Below are 15,534 nucleotides of genomic sequence, written 5' to 3' on the forward strand. Positions count from 1 at the left end.
CCAGCGTAGGAAAAAATTCACATACCGTGCCGAGCCCCGCTCGATTGCGTCTCCCACCGATTTGTTTGCGACATCCACCGTTCAAAAACGGTCATTTCGCTGCCGCTCATTCATGTCCTCTCATTTCTGTGCCGATACACCTCCGCAGATGACCTTTCGCGTGCGGAGCACCCATGAAATTCAAGTCGATCCAGTTTTCCGTGGCGGCCCTGGCCGGCGCCATCGTACTTAGTGTCGTAGCGGCCCTGGTCGTTTATGCACTGTTTTCCGGGGCGCGGACGCAAGACATGGTTCAGCAACGGACCCAGGCGCAGTTCGAGCAAGTCATCGAGCAGCGCCTGACGTCGCTGGCGCAGACCCAGGTCAGCCAGATTCAGCGCGAGCTCGAAGCACCGCTGTTGATTGCCGGCGGCCTGGTGCGGGTCAACGCGCTGATCGGCACCCCGGGTCCCGATGGCCAGCCCGCACTGAGCCTGAGCCGTGAACAACTGATCGGTCTGATCAAGGAGAACGTGGCGAAAAACCCGAAAATCCTTGGCACTTACATCGGCTGGGAAACCAACGCACTGGACCACAACGATGCAGCCTATGTCGGCACCAAGGTCGTCGGCATCGATGCCAGCAATGGCCGTTTCCTGCCCTGGTGGTTCCGCAACGATGACGGCAGCCTGGGCCTGGACAAACTGGTGGACGTGGATGACCAGAAAACCCTGTCCACTGGCGTGCGTGCCAGCGAGTACTACCTGTGCTCCAAGGAAACCAAAAAATCCTGCGTGATCGACCCGGCGCCCTACAAGGTCGGCGACAAAATCGTCATGCTCGCTTCCTTCATCGAACCGATCATGCTCAACGGCACCTTCCAGGGCATCGTCGGCGCCGACCTGTCGGTGAACTTCATCCAGGAAATGCTCCTTGGCGCCAACCAGAAGCTCTACAGCGGCGCCGGGGAAATGGCCCTGATCGGCGGCAATGGCCGGATCGTCGCCTACACCAAGGACCCGAGCAAATTCGGCGAAAAAGTCAGTGACATCCTCGACAGCAAGCAGATCGCCAACATGGCCAATCTCAAGCGCGGCGAGGTCACCTATACCGTCGACAAGGCCCAGGGCCGGATCGAGTTGTACCTGCCGTTCGGCATCGGTCAAACCGACGCCCGCTGGACATTAATGCTGCAACTGCCGTTGAACGCGGTCATGGCCGATCTGCAAAAGCTCCAGGCTGACCTGAATACTCAGCGCAATTCGGACACGTTCGGCATGGCCATGGTCGGCCTGCTGATCGCCGGCATCGGCTTGCTGGTGATCTGGCTGGTGGGCCACGGCATTGCCCGTCCACTCAAGCAAATGGTCGCCATGCTCGACGACATCGCGCAAGGCGAAGGCGACCTGACGCGCCGACTGACCAGCGATCGTTCCGATGAACTGGGCTCGATCGCCAAGGGCTTCAACACCTTCCTGGCCAAGTTGCAGGCGATGATCACCCAAGTGGTGACTTCGGTGCAGAGCGTCAGCGATTCGTCGGAACACACCGCCGACATTGCCATTCGCACCAACACCGGGGTTCACAAGCAGATGGCCGAAATCGACCAGGTGGCCACCGCGGTGCAGGAAATGACCGCCACTGCGCAGGATGTTGCGCGCAATGCGACCCAGGCCGCGCAAGCCGCCAGCCACGCCGATCAAGCCGCGAGCCAGGGCAAGCTGATCGTCCATGACACTTCGGCGTCCATCGGCGCATTGGCCGTGGAAATCGGTCGCGCAGTGGGTGTGGTGCAAACACTGGCCAAGGACAGCGAAAACATCAATGCGATCCTCACCGCCATTCGCGGGATTGCCGAGCAGACCAACCTGTTGGCACTGAACGCAGCCATCGAGGCGGCCCGTGCCGGTGAACAGGGCCGTGGATTTGCGGTGGTGGCCGATGAGGTGCGCAATCTGGCGCAGAAAACCCAGAAGGCGACCGAAGAAATCCAGACCATGATTCAACAGCTGCAACAGGGTACGCGGGATGTGGTGCGTGTCATGGAGGACAGCCAGACCCGCACCGACGAAAGTGTGCAACACGCGGCCAAGGCCGCCGAGGCGCTGGAAACCATCACTCAGGCGGTGTCGGTGATCAACGACATGAACACCCAGATCGCCAGTGCGGCCGAAGAGCAAAGCGCCGTGGCTGACGACATCAACCGCAACGTGATCAACATCGGGCAAGTGGCCAATGAAGTGGCGGGCGGCGCGGATGAATCGAGCGCGGCCAGTGCCGACCTGACCAAACTGGCCGAGCAGCAGCGGCGGCTGATCAATCAGTTCAAGGTCTGATTCAGAAACCCATTCGCGGGCAAGTCGGATCGCCTGTAGGAGCGAGGCTTGCCCGCGAACCAAACGCCGTGGTGTATCTGTAGAACCGAGTTATCGTCGTTCGCCGGCAAGCCTGGCTCCTACAGGCGAACCAAACGCCGTGGTGTATCTGTAGAACCGAGTTATCGTCGTTCGCCGGCAAGCCTGGCTCCTACGGCGAAGGCGTCAGTGCAGACAACACATCAACCCGGCGTCAGGCACTCCGGCCCATTGAGCTTGGGATCATTGACCATGTTGGCCAGCACCCGCTCGCGCAAGGCGGCGGGCTCACTGGCCAACAACGCTTGCAGGACATGCAGCGGCGTCTCGGGATCCAGCCAGGCTGCCTGCCCCGCTTCATCGAGAATCAACGGCCGGCGCTGACTGGCCGCTGGCTGGGTGATGACCGCCGTGCTCAGCCACACCTGTTCCTGCACCGGATACGCCTCCCAGATCGCCGCGAAGAACAGCGACGAGCCCTCCCCCGGCGTCAGCCAGTACGGACGCTTGCGCGTCGTACCGCGCCATTCATAGAAGCCGTTGGCCGGCAGCAGGCAGCGACGAAGGCGCAAGGCTTCGCGAAACATTGGCTGCTCGGCCACGGTTTCGGCGCGGGCATGGGCCGGGGTGCGGGACAGATCGGTCAACCAGGGCGGCGTCAGCCCCCAACGCGCTCGGGCCAGGTTGCGTCCGCCTTCCTCGCCGGCCCGCAGGATCAACACCGAATCATTGGGGGAAATATTCCACTGCGCCTGCTGATCGGCGGGAAAGCCAGGCAGGGCCGCAAAGGCCGGATTCCAGCGAAACAGGGCATAACGTCCACACATGGGGCAGCACGACTCTTGATCAAACGAACGCCAGCCTAACAGACCAGCGTGCCGGGAAAGCTGTCCGGTTCCTCCCCCGACAGCGGCAGCGCAGCATTGTACGCACGGATCAGCTCGCGGGCGTATTCGGCCTGGTCGTTTTCCACGGCAAGGCCCAGCAACCCGAAGATCGGCAATTCACCGCTGGCACCGACCAGATCGCGGCCCACCAGATGGGCCTCGATGCCCTCGCTGGCGAGCATGCCTTGCAGCAACTCGCCCTCCATCAGGTTTTCCGGCTCATAGATTCGCTGCATACGTGCCCCTCATTCGTTTTCAGAGAAAACCTCGAGTAGCCATTCGTCTTCGTGAACCTGCAATACAAAAGTAATCGGCCTGCAGCACACCTGACAATCTTCAATATAGGTCTGATCCCCCCCTGACAAATCCAGCGTGGTCTCGACTTCCTCGCCACAATACGGACATTCGTACACTGCACTTTCCAGCATCGCGGTCTCCCAGGTGACTTGTGCGTATAATCGCCGGTCTATTTGCAGGGCTATTTTTGTCTGGCTACTTTTTCAGACCGTGCCCCGCGGGTTTTCGATCAGAACCTTTACTTACCCTAGCCGTTTCCAACAAGAGAGCATGATGGGCGAATTCGATGCCATCCGACCTTACGACGACAGTGAAGTCCCAGCGGTGCTGGCACGACTGCTCGGCGACAAGGCGTTTCTAGATATCCTCACCCACTTCCGCTTCCCGCGTTTTGCCGGTGCCCTCGGCTGGATGCTCAAACCTCTTATAGCTCATCGCCTGCGTCGCGAGTTCGCCGATGTCACGTCGGTGGCTACATTGCAGGACAAAGTCGAGTATTACGTCGACCACACCATCGAACGCGCCACGGACGGGGTCACCTACACCGGCGTCGAGCAGTTCAAGTCCGGCAGCGCCTACCTGTTCATCGCCAATCACCGCGACATCGTCATGGACCCGGCCTTCGTCAACTATGCCGTGTACCACGCCGGTTTGCCGACCCCGCGCATTGCCATTGGCGACAACCTGCTGCAAAAGCCCTTCGTCAGCGACCTGATGCGCCTGAACAAGAGCTTCATCGTGCATCGCTCGATCACCGGGCGTCGCGAGAAGATGGCGGCTTATCAACTGCTGTCGGCCTACATCAACCACTCGATTCGCAACGATTGCGCCTCGATCTGGATCGCCCAGGCCGAAGGCCGGGCAAAGGACGGCGACGACCGCACCGAGTCGGCGATCCTCAAGATGTTCCACATGAGCCGCAAGGACGAACCTTTCGGCGAAGTCATCCGTTCGTTGAACCTGACGCCGGTGTCGATCAGCTACGAATACGACCCCTGCGACCAGGCCAAGGCACGCGAGCTGTACATCCGTGCCACCACTGGCAGTTACACCAAGGCACCGGGCGAAGACGACGTGAGCATCGCCAAGGGCATCACCGGCTACAAGGGTCGGGTGCATGTGAACTTCGCCGCGCCGATCACTGAGCTGTTCGAAGACACCAAACAACTGGCGGTCGAGATGGACAAGCAGATTCTGGGTGGTTATCGCTTGTTCCCGGTGCACTTCCTCGCGTACGCCCAGTGGAAAGACACCGACCCGCAATTGCAGGTGCCGGACGCCGCCGCGATGTTTCCGGCCGACGAACTGGCCAAGGCCCGGGAGCAATGGCAGCAACGCCTGGACGCCTGCCCGGAGGAGCATCGCCCGTACCTGATCCTGCAATACGCGACACCGGTGCGTAATCAATACCGGATCAAGGCCGGCCTGGCGCTTTAAGCGTTTTCGGCGGGACAGCAAAACGGCGCCCTCGGGCGCCGTTTGCGTTTATCGAGTCATCGCAAGCTGCTTCAGACCTGGGTGCTGATCCACGATACCAACAATGCCAGCCCCATACAGGCGAAGCCGAAGCAGTAGAAAAACCGGTTCATGCGCAGGGTCGCCCAGTCCAGCGTCGGTTCTTCGCTGGGACGACTCTGGCGCTGCGCCTGAAGACTGGCCATCGCACGTTGCTCACGGCGACGGGTGGCGTGCAGCAACCAGCTGCCCGGAAAGGCAAGGAACAAGGCCAGCAAGTTGATCAATTTGGCGGGATGGGCGGTAAACAGCGTCATCAAATGCAGCGACATCACGAACCTCAAGCAAAACAGGTGTGGCAAGCGCCGAACCGGCGAGCGCGGCGGGGATTCTACCGAAAGCCTCCTTGCCCGCCCTCACCTTTGCGACAAAAAACGGAACAATTGACCAATGGCTGCCCTGAGTCATGGCTTCGTCATCTGAATACGCCAGTCTGGCGTCCCTCGAAACCGACACGGATCTGGTCATGCTCCACGCCGAAAATCAGGATCGCCTCTATCTCATTGCCCACAGCGACGAACAGCAAACCCTCGTCGGCAGCCTGGCCTTCAATGTTCAGGACCGCCACTGGCTGGTGTATTGCGCACTGGGTGGCCATCAGCACGCCGATCTTCCGGAAACGGACTTGCTGACGGGCGTGAGCGTGCTGGATTTCTACTCACAAGCCGCCTGATACGGCGTATCTCCCTGTAGGAGCGAGCATGCTCGCGATGGGCTTCAACGTGTACGCGGGGCACCTGATACCCCGCGGTGTAGCGTCCACCATCGCGAGCGTGCTCGCTCCTACAGTGATCAGCGTTATTCGCCGAGGATCTGACCCACGGTCGGGTCCTTGAACAGGCGCGTCAACGCATCGCTGAGCACATCGCTGACCAGTTTGGTGTTGGTTTCCTGATTCGGTGCCATGCCGAAACGCTGGTCCAGGGACGAACCATAACGGCCGCTGTAACGACGATTGGCGTTCTGCACATCGGAGCGGAAGGTCGCGCCGATGGTGGCTTCGGTCACGTACATGCCCTCTTTGGGCGACTGGTACTTCAACTCGGTCAGGGTGACGGTCAGTTGCGGGGCATTCATTGCATTGGCTGTCGGCGTGAAGCCCAGCAGACGCACGGCTGCTTCGGCCTGAGCCTGCAGTTTCGGCAGGATCTGCTGGCCTTGCACGGTAATCGCGCTGGTTTCCGGGTACAGGCCACCACGGGTGCCCAGGGTTGGCGACGGACGCCCGTCCACCACGCGCACCATCACTGGCTGACCATGGCCTACCGGGGCCAGTTGAGCCGTCAGCTTGGGTTCAGGGCTCAGTTGTTGCGGGCTGTGGGCGCAACCGACCAGCGTCAAACTGGTCACAGTGATCAAACCGAACAACAGACGTTGCAACATGCTTACTCTCCAGAATCAGGCACAAACCGGCCGGCAGTATAGCGGCGCGCCACCGTGACTAACTAGGGGCGTTCTCGCGGCGATTACTGAAATATCTGACAGTTCCCGTGGATCGCAGTTCGGTGTCACAGGCCGTTCATTTTCCATTCACCTTCGCGTAACGACTTGCTGACATTTTTGCTGGCAGGTTTATCGAAAAAAGGTATCGCCCATGCGCTCACTCATCACTTTATTCGCGCCACGCCCCCTGCATCGCTGCTTTGCCCTGCTCGATCACAACGGTCATTGCCAGGCATTCAAGCAATGCAGCTTGAAGCCTATGGGCGAAGGTTGGGTCGAAATCGAAGAAATTCGCCTGAGCTGGCTGCATCACCCATTGCCCGCCGGCGCCCTCGTCACCGACCGGCAGCGCCTGCCACGGGCGCTACAACCGTCATTCAACTGACCAGACGCCTAATAAAAGTCAATAAACACGACCATTTCCCTGCATTTCTTCGCTACAATCTCCCCCCGATTATAAGGACGTCTCCTGATCGGGCCTCGCTGCATCGTCAATGCCCCGGTATTGACACCCCGCACCGCCCACAGAGAGCCGCCCACACAGATCGTGTCAAGTTGGCGCGCTTGCTGCCCACCCAGCAAAAACGCCGCTTTGCGTGAATCTGCAGAGCTGTCATTCCGCTCGGTCACTGAGCTGTCTGCCCGATTTGCCTGCCTTGCATCATTTGGCGGCAAACCCTCCGGGCACGGTGCCAGGCTGGGACAGCCCTTTTTGAGGTTCACGTCTCCAAAAGAGCGTGAAAAAAACGGGTTTTCACAACTTCACAAGAGTGTGGCGAGCAAATGAATAGTTTTGCGTCTGAATATGCACCATTAGCGTCTACAACAGCCCAACGACACAGGACCGAGTACGCCTCGAACACCGGAGCCTGAAGCCTGTCCGCTACGGATTTGGTTGCACGAACGGATGTATCGACCATAAGTCGAATTGCCAGCCGCCCGTTGAAATGAGTTCATGGGACTCTGATCAACCCGGCAGGTAGCGTCCGTCGAAGTTGCGAAAATTGCGAAGATTCGGACATGGCGATCCTGCCATGGGTACCTGGGGCAACACAGACACGCCCCGTCACTCCTGGCAGCCATGCCGTCAATTTGGTGCTGCAGATTTTGGAGACGCGTTAAATGGCGCATAACGAAGCAGTCGACGTAGTTCTGGTTGGGGCCGGCATCATGAGTGCCACCCTCGCAGTACTGCTCAAAGAGCTCGACCCCGCAATCAAGCTGGAAGTCGTCGAGCTGATGGACTCCGGGGCCGCGGAAAGTTCCAACCCGTGGAACAACGCCGGTACCGGCCACGCCGGCCTGTGTGAGCTCAATTACACGCCACAGGCTGCCGATGGCACTGTCGACATCAAGAAAGCCGTGCATATCAACACCCAATTCGAGGTGTCGAAGCAGTTCTGGTCGTACCTGACCAAAAAAGGCACCTTCGGTTCCTGCAAGTCCTTCATCAGCCCGGTGCCTCACCTGAGCTACGTGGAAGGCGACAAAGGCGTGTCGTTCCTCAAGGAGCGTTTCAAGCTGCTGAGCAAGCACCATGCCTTCGCCGATATGGAATACACCGAAGACAAAGCCAAGATGGCCGAGTGGATGCCGCTGATGATGCCGGGCCGTCCAGCCGATCAGGTCCTGGCCGCCACTCGTGTGATCAATGGCACCGACGTCAACTTCGGCGCCCTGACCAACCAGTTGCTCAAGCACCTGACCAGCGCACCCGATGCCCAGGTCAAGTACTGCAAGCGCGTGACCGGTCTCAAGCGCAGCAATGGCGGCTGGACCGTCAGCATCAAGGACGTCAACAGCGGCAACAGCCGTGAAGTCGACGCCAAGTTCGTGTTCCTCGGCGCTGGCGGTGCTGCACTGCCTCTGCTGCAGGCTTCGGGTATCGAAGAAAGCAAAGGCTTCGGTGGCTTCCCGATCAGCGGCCAGTGGCTGCGTTGCGACAACCCGGAAGTGGTCAAGCACCACCAAGCCAAGGTGTACAGCCAGGCTGCCGTCGGTTCGCCACCGATGTCCGTGCCGCACCTGGACACCCGCGTGGTCGACGGCAAGAAATCCCTGCTGTTCGGACCTTACGCCGGCTTCACCACCAAGTTCCTCAAGCACGGTTCCTTCATGGACCTGCCGATGTCGGTTCGCGCCGGCAACATCGGCCCGATGCTGGCCGTGGCGAAAAACAACATGGACCTGACCAAATACCTGGTCAGTGAAGTGATGCAGTCGATGGAGCAGCGCCTGGAATCCCTGCGCCGTTTCTACCCGCAAGCCAAAGCCGAAGACTGGCGCCTGGAAGTGGCTGGCCAACGGGTTCAGATCATCAAGAAAGATCCGAAGAAAGGCGGTGTGCTGCAGTTCGGTACCGAGCTGGTTGCAGCCAAGGACGGTTCCCTTGCCGCCCTGCTCGGCGCTTCGCCAGGCGCATCGGTGACTGTTTCGATCATGCTGGAATTGATCGAAAAATGCTTCCCGGCCAAAGCCAAGGGCGAATGGGCGGCCAAACTGGCGGAAATCTTCCCGGCCCGTGAGAAAGTCCTGGAAACCGACGCTGCGCTGTATCGCAAGATCAACGCGCAGAACAACGTTGCGCTGGAACTGGTCGAGGCAAGCAGCGAAACCGAAAGCTACGCCTGATCCCGCCCCATGAAAAACGCCCCGTACTCGTTGAGTGCGGGGCGTTTTTTTTGCCTGCCTGTAGGAGCACGGCTTGCCGGCGAAGGCTATTTCCAAGACGCCATCGCCGGCCAGCCGTGCTCCTACAGCGGCAACGGCGTTACAAGGGTCACCAATTGATCAGCCGCGAGCCTTTTTGATCAGCTCGATGTAATCCGGTGCATTGCGCTGATCCTGGATCAACGCGACGAAATCATTGCCCTGCTCGTCCTTGCCGTTCAGGTCGTAACCGGCCTCGACGAAAAACGCCAGGAATCGCTCGAAATCATCGATGCGCAGGCCACGGTAGGCCTTGATCAGTTTGTGCAACGAAGGCGAAGTGGCGTCGACCGGTTCGAAATCGAGGAACAACTTGATCTGGCCATCGCCGATTTCGTCACCAATCACTTGTTTTTTATCTTTACGCATTGCCGACTCCAGCTCGCAGACATTTCACGGGGCGGGCAGTTTACCCCTGCGCGGGTCCGTCACTCAACGCGGACGAACGCTACCGGTATGCAGATCGGCCCACACATGGCCGTTGGCATAACTGAGGAACTGGCAATACACCGTGTCATTGCGCAGCAGATCGATCACCACCCGGTACTGGGCCAGGGGGTAATAGAGTGTCAGGGTCTTGCTCGTGTCGTCGTAGACCGGTTTTTTCAGGCTTTTGCTCTCGCCATCGAAATTGACCAGTACCTGATTGATGGTCGCGCCCTTGTTCAGCGACTTGCCCTTGAGACGAATCATCAGTGGCGACGTGACTGGAATCGGCTGCTGATTGGACTGACGCTGACTCCCGACCACCACGGAATATTCAGTAACTTGCAGCAGTTGTTGCTGCTCGGGTTCGGCCTCACGCAAGGTCAGGTCATCCGGCGGCAGAAATTGTGCATGCATCGGTGCGGGGGCGGCGGCCAGGGGCAGGCTAAGGGTCAGCAACAGGGCTGCGCAGCTGCGGATCAAAGGGCTCATGACGGGCTCCGGGGGCGAGGCCGGGCACTTTAGCACGCGCATGAGGCTTCTGTAGGAGCGAGCAGGCTCGCGATGGTCGCAAGATCGCCGCGGGGTATCAGGCGGCCAGCGTTATCGTTAACGACCATCGCGAGCTTGCTCGCTCCTACAGAGGGGCGGATCAGTCGAACTGCGAGCGCATCCAGGCCTGATACTCGGCGGCGCCCGGTTCGCCCTCACGGGGCGCCCAATCGGCGATTTCACCCTGACCAACCGGACGGTAAGGACCGGCCTTGCATTCGAACATCAGGCTGTCGGCCTCCAGCGCCACCAGACCGTGGAATACACCCGTGGGTAAATCCACGCCGACGCAATCACCACCGGCCTGCAGAACCTGCTTTTTCACCACCCCACCGGTCTCGTCGAAAATCAACAGCCCAAGACGCCCCTTGAGAACCAACAGGGTCTCGTCCCTGCTCTCGCCCAAGTGGCGGTGCGGAGGAATATAGGTGTTCGGCTGCAGGCCGATCGCCATGCGGTGGCACGCGTCCTCCATCTGGTGGAAGTTGTGGTGCTGACGGCCGCGGGGACTGGCCGCCGCTTTTTCGGCCAGCTCGGTAAACAGGGACTGATCAAAAAAGCGAGGCACGGTCATGTTCTTACATTCCTTTAACGGCAAAAATTCCGTTGGCGTTGCGCCAGTAGCCTTTGTAGTCCATGCCGTACCCGAAGATGTAACGGTCGACACATGGCAAACCGACGAAGTCGGCCTTCAGGTCCGGGCGAGCCTTGCGGTCGTGGTCTTTGTCGATCAACACGGCCGTGTGCACGGCGCGGGCACCGGCATGTTTGCAGAAGTCGATGATCGCACCCAGGGTGTGACCTTCATCGAGGATGTCATCGATGATCAGCACATCGCGGTCGATGAACGAGATTTCCGGCTTGGCTTTCCAGAACAGCTCGCCACCGCTGGTTTCATTGCGATAACGAGTGGCGTGCAGATAGGAGGCCTCCAGCGGGAAGTTCAGGTGAGTCAGCAGTTTGCCGGAGAAAATCAACCCGCCGTTCATCACGCAGAACACCACCGGATTGCTGTCCGCCAGTTGATCGTTGATTTGTGCACCGACACGGGCGATGGCCGCCTCGACTTCAGCTTCGGTGTACAGGCAGTCAGCCTCTCGCATGATTTGACGGATATGCTCGAGATTAGCGGACATGGCGCTCTCCAAGGGGCGTTAGGGGCAGGGACGGATTTGGAAAAGCGGGCAAAGGTACGCATCCCGCACGGCCAGATCAAGCGTTTGTGGACTAACGTACTGTATGTCTATAGGACAACACCCTCGGATAGATTAATCTAGGCCGGTTTTTTTGCCCGCCGCCGGAGCCTTTCCCATGCCCATCCTCGAGATCCGCCACCCGCTGATCCGTCACAAACTTGGCCTTATGCGCCGCGCAGACATCAGCACGAAGAATTTTCGTGAACTCGCTCAGGAAGTCGGCGCCCTGCTGACCTATGAAGCCACCAAAGACCTGCCGTTGGAAACCTACGATATCGACGGTTGGTGCGGCACGGTCTCGGTCGAAAAAATCGCCGGCAAGAAGATTACCGTTGTGCCGATCCTGCGCGCCGGCATCGGCATGCTCGACGGCGTACTGAGCCTGATTCCCGGGGCAAAGGTCAGCGCCGTGGGCGTAGCCCGCAACGAGGAAACCCTCGAAGCCCATACTTACCTGGAAAAACTGGTACCGGAAATCGACGAACGCCTGGCGATGATCATCGACCCGATGCTCGCCACCGGCGGTTCGATGGTCGCCACCATCGATCTGCTGAAAAAGGCGGGCTGCAAGGACATTCGCGCCATGGTCCTGGTCGCTGCACCGGAAGGCATTGCCGTGGTGGAGAAAGCTCACCCGGACGTCACCATCTACACCGCGTCCATCGACCAGAAACTCAACGAACACGGCTACATCATCCCGGGCCTGGGCGATGCCGGCGACAAGATTTTCGGCACCAAGCAGAAGGACGCGTGACCATGCAGGACGAATTCAACGATCCGCTCTGGCGCACGGTGCTGTCCGGCGCACAGATGCTGTTCGTGGCCTTCGGTGCCCTGGTGTTGATGCCGCTGATTACCGGCCTTGATCCAAACGTGGCGCTGTTTACCGCCGGCCTGGGGACGATTCTGTTCCAGATCGTCACCGGGCGTCAGGTGCCGGTGTTCCTGGCCTCGAGCTTTGCCTTCATCACCCCGATCATTCTCGCCAAGGGCCAGTTTGGCCTGGCCGCGACCATGGGCGGCGTGATGGCGGCCGGCTTCGTCTACACCTTTCTGGGCCTTGCCGTGAAGATCAAGGGCACCAGCTTCATTGATCGTCTGTTACCACCCGTAGTGATCGGTCCGGTCATTATCTCCATCGGCCTGGCCATGGCGCCGATTGCCGCGAACATGGCGATGGGCAAGGCAGGCGACGGTTCCGAACTGATCCATTACCAGACCGCAATGATGATTTCGATGCCGGCGCTGCTGACCACGCTGATCGTGGCGGTATTCGGCAAAGGCATCTTCCGCCTGGTACCGATCATTTCCGGTGTACTGGTTGGATTCGCTCTGTCGTTTTACTTCGGCGTGGTCGATACCGCGAAAATTGCCGCCGCGCCGTGGTTCGCGCTACCGAACTTCACCGCGCCGGAATTCAACTGGCAGGCGATTCTGTTCATCGTCCCGGTAGCCCTGGCTCCGGCCATCGAGCACATCGGTGGTGTGATCGCGGTGGGTAGCGTGACCGGTCGCGATTACCTGAAAAAACCTGGCCTGCATCGCACTTTGCTGGGCGACGGCATCGCCACCACCGCAGCCGGCCTGTTCGGCGGACCGCCCAACACCACCTATGCCGAGGTAACCGGCGCGGTGATGCTGACCAAGAACTACAACCCGAAAATCATGACCTGGGCGGCGATCTTCGCCATCAGCCTGGCATTTATCGGCAAGTTCGGCGCACTGCTGCAAAGCATTCCGGTGCCGGTGATGGGCGGGATCCTCTGCCTGTTGTTCGGTTCGATCGCTGCCGTGGGCATGAACACGTTGATCCGTCACAAGATCGACCTGGGCGAGGCGCGCAATCTGGTGATTGTTTCGGTGACCCTGGTGTTCGGGATTGGCGGTGTGCTGATCGGCACCGGTACAGGTCCCGATGACTTCGGCCTCAAAGGCATCGCGTTGTGCGCGGTGGTGGCCATTGCCCTGAACCTGATCCTGCCGGGCAATGACAGCTGGAAGCACAAGAAGGCGGATGAGCCGCTGATCTAAGCAGGTCTCAAGTACGCCATCGCGGGCAAGCCCGCTCCCACAAGGTTCTCGGTCGAACACAAATTCTGTGAACGCCGGCAATACCTGTGGGAGCGGGCTTGCCCGCGATGCTTTTACAACACCAACGGCGCTCTCTCGCACAAGGCACTCAACGCCCGCACCCACTGCGGATCATCGTTGAGGCAGGGCACCAGCACCAATTCCTCGCCCCCCGCTTCGCGGAACTGTTCCAGCCCGCGATCACCGATCTCCTCCAGCGTCTCGATGCAGTCGGCAACGAATGCCGGACACATCACTAATACCTTCTTCACACCGCTTTTAGCCAGCTCATCAAGACGTGCTTCGGTATAAGGCTCGATCCATTTGGCACGCCCCAGACGCGATTGAAACGACACCGACCACTTGTCGTCCGGCAACCCCATGCGCTTGGCAAACTCTGCGGCTGTGCGCAGGCATTGTCCGCGATAACAGGTGGCAACCACTTCCGGCGGCGCTCCGGCGCAACAATCGCCGCCGCCCTCGAAGCTGTGGCCGGGATTGAGTTTTTTCAGGTGCCGCTCCGGCAAACCATGGAAGCTGAGCAGCAGGTGATCGTAATCCTGTTGCAGGTAAGGCTTTGCCGTGGCCACCAGGGCATCGAGGTATTCGGGCTGGTCGTAGAACGGCTGAAGCACCGACAGTTGCAGGTCGAGTTTTTTCTCTCGCACGACCCGCCTGGCCTCTTCAATCACGGTGGTAGTGGTACTGTCGGCGAACTGTGGATAAAGCGGTGCCAGGGTAATGCGTTTGAGGCCCTTGGCTGCCAGGCGCAGCAAGCCTGATTCAATGGACGGCTCGCCATAACGCATCGCCAGCTCGACCGGACCGTGATGCCATTGGGCAGTCATCGCCTGTTGCAGGCGTCGACTGAGCACCACCAGTGGCGAGCCCTCCTGCCACCAGATCGAGGCATAAGCGTGGGCAGACTGCTCCGGGCGCTTGAGCAGGATCAACGAGACCAACAGGCGCCTTAGCGGCCATGGCAGGTCGATCACGTACGGGTCCATCAGAAACTGATTGAGGTAGCTGCGCACATCCGCCACCGAGGTGGAGGCGGGAGAGCCCAGATTGACCAGAAGCAACGCGTGATCGGTCATGCAACGTCCTATTTCAGAGGCGGCTGGACAGATCGTCCAGGGCCGCGCGCAAATCAGTGAACCGGAAAGCGAAACCGGCCTTGAGCAAACGAGTCGGTGCGGCCCGCTGCCCTCCCAGCAACAACAATGACAGCTCGCCCAGGCCGACCTTCAGTACAAGGCTCGGCATCGGCATGAACGCCGGGCGATGCAGCACACTGCCCAGGGTTTTGGCGAACTCGCGATTGCGCACCGGCTTCGGTGCGCAGGCATTATAGGGACCGCTGGCTTCATTGCGATGCAGAAGAAAATCAATCAGGGCGATCTGGTCAGTGATATGGATCCATGACATCCACTGCCGGCCGTTGCCAATCGGGCCGCCCAGGCCCAGTTTGAAGGGAAGCAGCAGGCGCGACAAAAAGCCGCCCTCGGCGGATAACACCAGGCCTGTGCGGATGAAGATGACGCGAATACCCAGCGCTTCGGCGCGCTGGGCGGTTTCCTCCCAGGCAATGCACAACTGACTGGCGAAATCGTCGATCACCGGTGGCGAGTTCTCGGTCAGCTCACGCTCCCCGCCATCGCCGTACCAGCCGACCGCAGAACCGGAAATCAAGACCTGCGGCTTCTGCTCGCGGCCTTCGAGCCAGGTCAGCAATGTTTCCGTCACCGTGATGCGGCTGCTCCACAACAGCGCTTTGCGCTTGTGAGTCCAGGGACGATCGGCAATCGGGGCGCCGGCAAGATTGATGACGGCATCGACGGGCGCTTGCCCGAGATCTTCGAGCCGGGCGACGCCACGCACTTGAGCACCACAGATTTTTGCGACTTTTTCAGGCCGGCGACTCCAGACCGACAGGTGATGTCCCTGGCTTAACCAGTATCGGCAGAGCTGACGTCCTATCAAACCAGTACCGCCGGTCAGCAATATGTGCATGACTTCTTCCTCGCGTGGCGTTTTACCCTGATCACTAGTCTATTTTTATAAGCAAGGGATCTTTGATATCGAGCAGAGTCTGTGTTTAACAAT

At 59.7% G+C, this 15,534-nt stretch carries 19 protein-coding genes and 1 pseudogene; 9 read left to right on the forward strand and 11 right to left on the reverse strand.

What is annotated here, in order from left to right; translation table 11 throughout:
* Positions 1-1,262 precede the first annotated feature (1,262 nt).
* Together ACQKP2_RS15610 and ACQKP2_RS15615 are read left to right on the forward strand one after the other, a co-directional pair.
* Positions 1,263-1,460 (forward strand): annotated as a pseudogene (locus tag ACQKP2_RS15610) (HAMP domain-containing protein); the annotation flags it as partial.
* A gap of 111 nt (positions 1,461-1,571) precedes the next feature.
* A complete protein-coding gene (locus ACQKP2_RS15615) occupies positions 1,572-2,315 on the forward strand; it encodes a methyl-accepting chemotaxis protein (RefSeq protein ID WP_427577691.1) in 744 nt (247 codons plus the stop codon).
* Between the two features lie 221 nt (positions 2,316-2,536).
* On the opposite strand, the gene ACQKP2_RS15620 is transcribed toward ACQKP2_RS15615, so the two are convergent.
* The 3 genes from ACQKP2_RS15620 to ACQKP2_RS15630 are packed head-to-tail and all read right to left on the reverse strand — an operon-like array spanning position 2,537 to position 3,648.
* The gene (locus ACQKP2_RS15620) at positions 2,537-3,160 is read right to left on the reverse strand and encodes an SOS response-associated peptidase (protein WP_427577645.1); all 624 of its coding nucleotides are present in this window, start codon (positions 3,158-3,160) and stop codon (positions 2,537-2,539) included.
* Between the two features lie 35 nt (positions 3,161-3,195).
* Positions 3,196-3,456 carry a putative signal transducing protein gene (locus tag ACQKP2_RS15625; RefSeq protein ID WP_427577646.1) on the reverse strand — a complete coding sequence of 87 codons (261 nt, stop codon included), beginning with the start codon at positions 3,454-3,456 and terminating at the stop codon, positions 3,196-3,198.
* 9 nt (positions 3,457-3,465) lie between these two features.
* Positions 3,466-3,648, reverse strand: coding sequence for a CPXCG motif-containing cysteine-rich protein (locus tag ACQKP2_RS15630; RefSeq protein ID WP_427577648.1), 183 nt, complete (start codon positions 3,646-3,648; stop codon positions 3,466-3,468).
* A 142-nt stretch (positions 3,649-3,790) separates the two neighbouring features.
* Between ACQKP2_RS15630 and ACQKP2_RS15635 the strand changes: the two genes are divergently transcribed.
* On the forward strand, positions 3,791-4,954 hold the full coding sequence (locus ACQKP2_RS15635) for a 1-acyl-sn-glycerol-3-phosphate acyltransferase (protein ID WP_427577650.1): 1,164 nt from the start codon (positions 3,791-3,793) through the stop codon (positions 4,952-4,954).
* 71 nt (positions 4,955-5,025) lie between these two features.
* Here ACQKP2_RS15635 and ACQKP2_RS15640 read toward each other — a convergent pair whose 3' ends face one another.
* Entirely contained in the window at positions 5,026-5,304 is a 279-nt protein-coding gene (locus tag ACQKP2_RS15640; RefSeq protein WP_427577651.1) for a hypothetical protein, read from the reverse strand.
* A gap of 194 nt (positions 5,305-5,498) precedes the next feature.
* Here ACQKP2_RS15640 and ACQKP2_RS15645 point away from each other — a divergent pair, with 194 nt between their 5' ends.
* Positions 5,499-5,705: a hypothetical protein gene (locus ACQKP2_RS15645; RefSeq protein ID WP_427577693.1), complete on the forward strand. Its 207-nt coding sequence runs from the start codon at positions 5,499-5,501 to the stop codon at positions 5,703-5,705.
* 125 nt (positions 5,706-5,830) lie between these two features.
* Here the strand turns inward: ACQKP2_RS15645 and ACQKP2_RS15650 are convergent, their stop codons facing one another.
* Positions 5,831-6,415: a YajG family lipoprotein gene (locus ACQKP2_RS15650; RefSeq protein ID WP_427577652.1), complete on the reverse strand. Its 585-nt coding sequence runs from the start codon at positions 6,413-6,415 to the stop codon at positions 5,831-5,833.
* Between the two features lie 211 nt (positions 6,416-6,626).
* Here ACQKP2_RS15650 and ACQKP2_RS15655 point away from each other — a divergent pair, with 211 nt between their 5' ends.
* The 3 genes from ACQKP2_RS15655 to ACQKP2_RS15665 all read left to right on the forward strand — a co-directional run bounded on the left by ACQKP2_RS15655 (position 6,627) and on the right by ACQKP2_RS15665 (position 9,265).
* Positions 6,627-6,860 carry a hypothetical protein gene (locus ACQKP2_RS15655; protein WP_427577653.1) on the forward strand — a complete coding sequence of 78 codons (234 nt, stop codon included), beginning with the start codon at positions 6,627-6,629 and terminating at the stop codon, positions 6,858-6,860.
* A gap of 737 nt (positions 6,861-7,597) precedes the next feature.
* Positions 7,598-9,106 (forward strand): malate dehydrogenase (quinone), encoded by a 1,509-nt coding sequence (gene mqo / locus ACQKP2_RS15660; RefSeq protein ID WP_427577655.1) that lies wholly within the window; start codon positions 7,598-7,600, stop codon positions 9,104-9,106.
* Between the two features lie 9 nt (positions 9,107-9,115).
* A complete protein-coding gene (locus ACQKP2_RS15665) occupies positions 9,116-9,265 on the forward strand; it encodes a hypothetical protein (RefSeq protein ID WP_427577657.1) in 150 nt (49 codons plus the stop codon).
* On the opposite strand, the gene ACQKP2_RS15670 is transcribed toward ACQKP2_RS15665, so the two are convergent.
* From ACQKP2_RS15670 to ACQKP2_RS15685, 4 genes are all read right to left on the reverse strand, one after another.
* Positions 9,266-9,553, reverse strand: a complete 288-nt coding sequence (locus ACQKP2_RS15670; protein WP_427577658.1) for a PA4642 family protein — start codon at positions 9,551-9,553, stop codon at positions 9,266-9,268.
* A gap of 63 nt (positions 9,554-9,616) precedes the next feature.
* Positions 9,617-10,102: a hypothetical protein gene (locus ACQKP2_RS15675; protein ID WP_427577659.1), complete on the reverse strand. Its 486-nt coding sequence runs from the start codon at positions 10,100-10,102 to the stop codon at positions 9,617-9,619.
* Between the two features lie 160 nt (positions 10,103-10,262).
* On the reverse strand, positions 10,263-10,736 hold the full coding sequence (locus tag ACQKP2_RS15680) for a WbuC family cupin fold metalloprotein (protein ID WP_427577660.1): 474 nt from the start codon (positions 10,734-10,736) through the stop codon (positions 10,263-10,265).
* A 4-nt stretch (positions 10,737-10,740) separates the two neighbouring features.
* A complete protein-coding gene (locus tag ACQKP2_RS15685) occupies positions 10,741-11,298 on the reverse strand; it encodes a hypoxanthine-guanine phosphoribosyltransferase (protein WP_427577661.1) in 558 nt (185 codons plus the stop codon).
* Positions 11,299-11,473: 175 nt separating this feature from the next.
* Here ACQKP2_RS15685 and upp point away from each other — a divergent pair, with 175 nt between their 5' ends.
* The gene (gene upp / locus ACQKP2_RS15690) at positions 11,474-12,112 is read left to right on the forward strand and encodes a uracil phosphoribosyltransferase (protein WP_427577662.1); all 639 of its coding nucleotides are present in this window, start codon (positions 11,474-11,476) and stop codon (positions 12,110-12,112) included.
* Between the two features lie 2 nt (positions 12,113-12,114).
* Complete coding sequence (locus ACQKP2_RS15695; protein ID WP_427577663.1) at positions 12,115-13,389, forward strand: uracil-xanthine permease family protein; 1,275 nt, start codon at positions 12,115-12,117, stop codon at positions 13,387-13,389.
* A 113-nt stretch (positions 13,390-13,502) separates the two neighbouring features.
* On the opposite strand, the gene hemH is transcribed toward ACQKP2_RS15695, so the two are convergent.
* Positions 13,503-14,525 (reverse strand): ferrochelatase, encoded by a 1,023-nt coding sequence (gene hemH / locus ACQKP2_RS15700; RefSeq protein WP_427577664.1) that lies wholly within the window; start codon positions 14,523-14,525, stop codon positions 13,503-13,505.
* A 13-nt stretch (positions 14,526-14,538) separates the two neighbouring features.
* The gene (locus ACQKP2_RS15705) at positions 14,539-15,441 is read right to left on the reverse strand and encodes a TIGR01777 family oxidoreductase (protein WP_427577665.1); all 903 of its coding nucleotides are present in this window, start codon (positions 15,439-15,441) and stop codon (positions 14,539-14,541) included.
* Between the last annotated feature and the right edge of the window lie 93 nt (positions 15,442-15,534).

Source organism: Pseudomonas sp. NPDC089569 (assembly GCF_050280625.1).
Lineage (GTDB): Bacteria > Pseudomonadota > Gammaproteobacteria > Pseudomonadales > Pseudomonadaceae > Aquipseudomonas.

Excerpts from the sequence above, each read along its gene's own strand:
- ACQKP2_RS15655 (WP_427577653.1), top strand. The coding sequence starts at position 6,627 with ATGCGCTCACTCATCACTTTATTCGCGCCACGCCCCCTGCATCGCTGC.
- ACQKP2_RS15670 (WP_427577658.1), bottom strand. The coding sequence starts at position 9,553 with ATGCGTAAAGATAAAAAACAAGTGATTGGTGACGAAATCGGCGATGGC.
- ACQKP2_RS15650 (WP_427577652.1), bottom strand. The coding sequence starts at position 6,415 with ATGTTGCAACGTCTGTTGTTCGGTTTGATCACTGTGACCAGTTTGACG.
- ACQKP2_RS15705 (WP_427577665.1), bottom strand. The coding sequence starts at position 15,441 with ATGCACATATTGCTGACCGGCGGTACTGGTTTGATAGGACGTCAGCTC.
- ACQKP2_RS15640 (WP_427577651.1), bottom strand. The coding sequence starts at position 5,304 with ATGTCGCTGCATTTGATGACGCTGTTTACCGCCCATCCCGCCAAATTG.
- mqo (WP_427577655.1), top strand. The coding sequence starts at position 7,598 with ATGGCGCATAACGAAGCAGTCGACGTAGTTCTGGTTGGGGCCGGCATC.
- ACQKP2_RS15665 (WP_427577657.1), top strand. The coding sequence starts at position 9,116 with ATGAAAAACGCCCCGTACTCGTTGAGTGCGGGGCGTTTTTTTTGCCTG.
- ACQKP2_RS15645 (WP_427577693.1), top strand. The coding sequence starts at position 5,499 with ATGCTCCACGCCGAAAATCAGGATCGCCTCTATCTCATTGCCCACAGC.
- ACQKP2_RS15625 (WP_427577646.1), bottom strand. The coding sequence starts at position 3,456 with ATGCAGCGAATCTATGAGCCGGAAAACCTGATGGAGGGCGAGTTGCTG.
- ACQKP2_RS15695 (WP_427577663.1), top strand. The coding sequence starts at position 12,115 with ATGCAGGACGAATTCAACGATCCGCTCTGGCGCACGGTGCTGTCCGGC.
- hemH (WP_427577664.1), bottom strand. The coding sequence starts at position 14,525 with ATGACCGATCACGCGTTGCTTCTGGTCAATCTGGGCTCTCCCGCCTCC.
- ACQKP2_RS15675 (WP_427577659.1), bottom strand. The coding sequence starts at position 10,102 with ATGAGCCCTTTGATCCGCAGCTGCGCAGCCCTGTTGCTGACCCTTAGC.
- ACQKP2_RS15680 (WP_427577660.1), bottom strand. The coding sequence starts at position 10,736 with ATGACCGTGCCTCGCTTTTTTGATCAGTCCCTGTTTACCGAGCTGGCC.
- ACQKP2_RS15630 (WP_427577648.1), bottom strand. The coding sequence starts at position 3,648 with ATGCTGGAAAGTGCAGTGTACGAATGTCCGTATTGTGGCGAGGAAGTC.
- upp (WP_427577662.1), top strand. The coding sequence starts at position 11,474 with ATGCCCATCCTCGAGATCCGCCACCCGCTGATCCGTCACAAACTTGGC.
- ACQKP2_RS15685 (WP_427577661.1), bottom strand. The coding sequence starts at position 11,298 with ATGTCCGCTAATCTCGAGCATATCCGTCAAATCATGCGAGAGGCTGAC.
- ACQKP2_RS15635 (WP_427577650.1), top strand. The coding sequence starts at position 3,791 with ATGGGCGAATTCGATGCCATCCGACCTTACGACGACAGTGAAGTCCCA.
- ACQKP2_RS15615 (WP_427577691.1), top strand. The coding sequence starts at position 1,572 with ATGGCCGAAATCGACCAGGTGGCCACCGCGGTGCAGGAAATGACCGCC.
- ACQKP2_RS15620 (WP_427577645.1), bottom strand. The coding sequence starts at position 3,160 with ATGTGTGGACGTTATGCCCTGTTTCGCTGGAATCCGGCCTTTGCGGCC.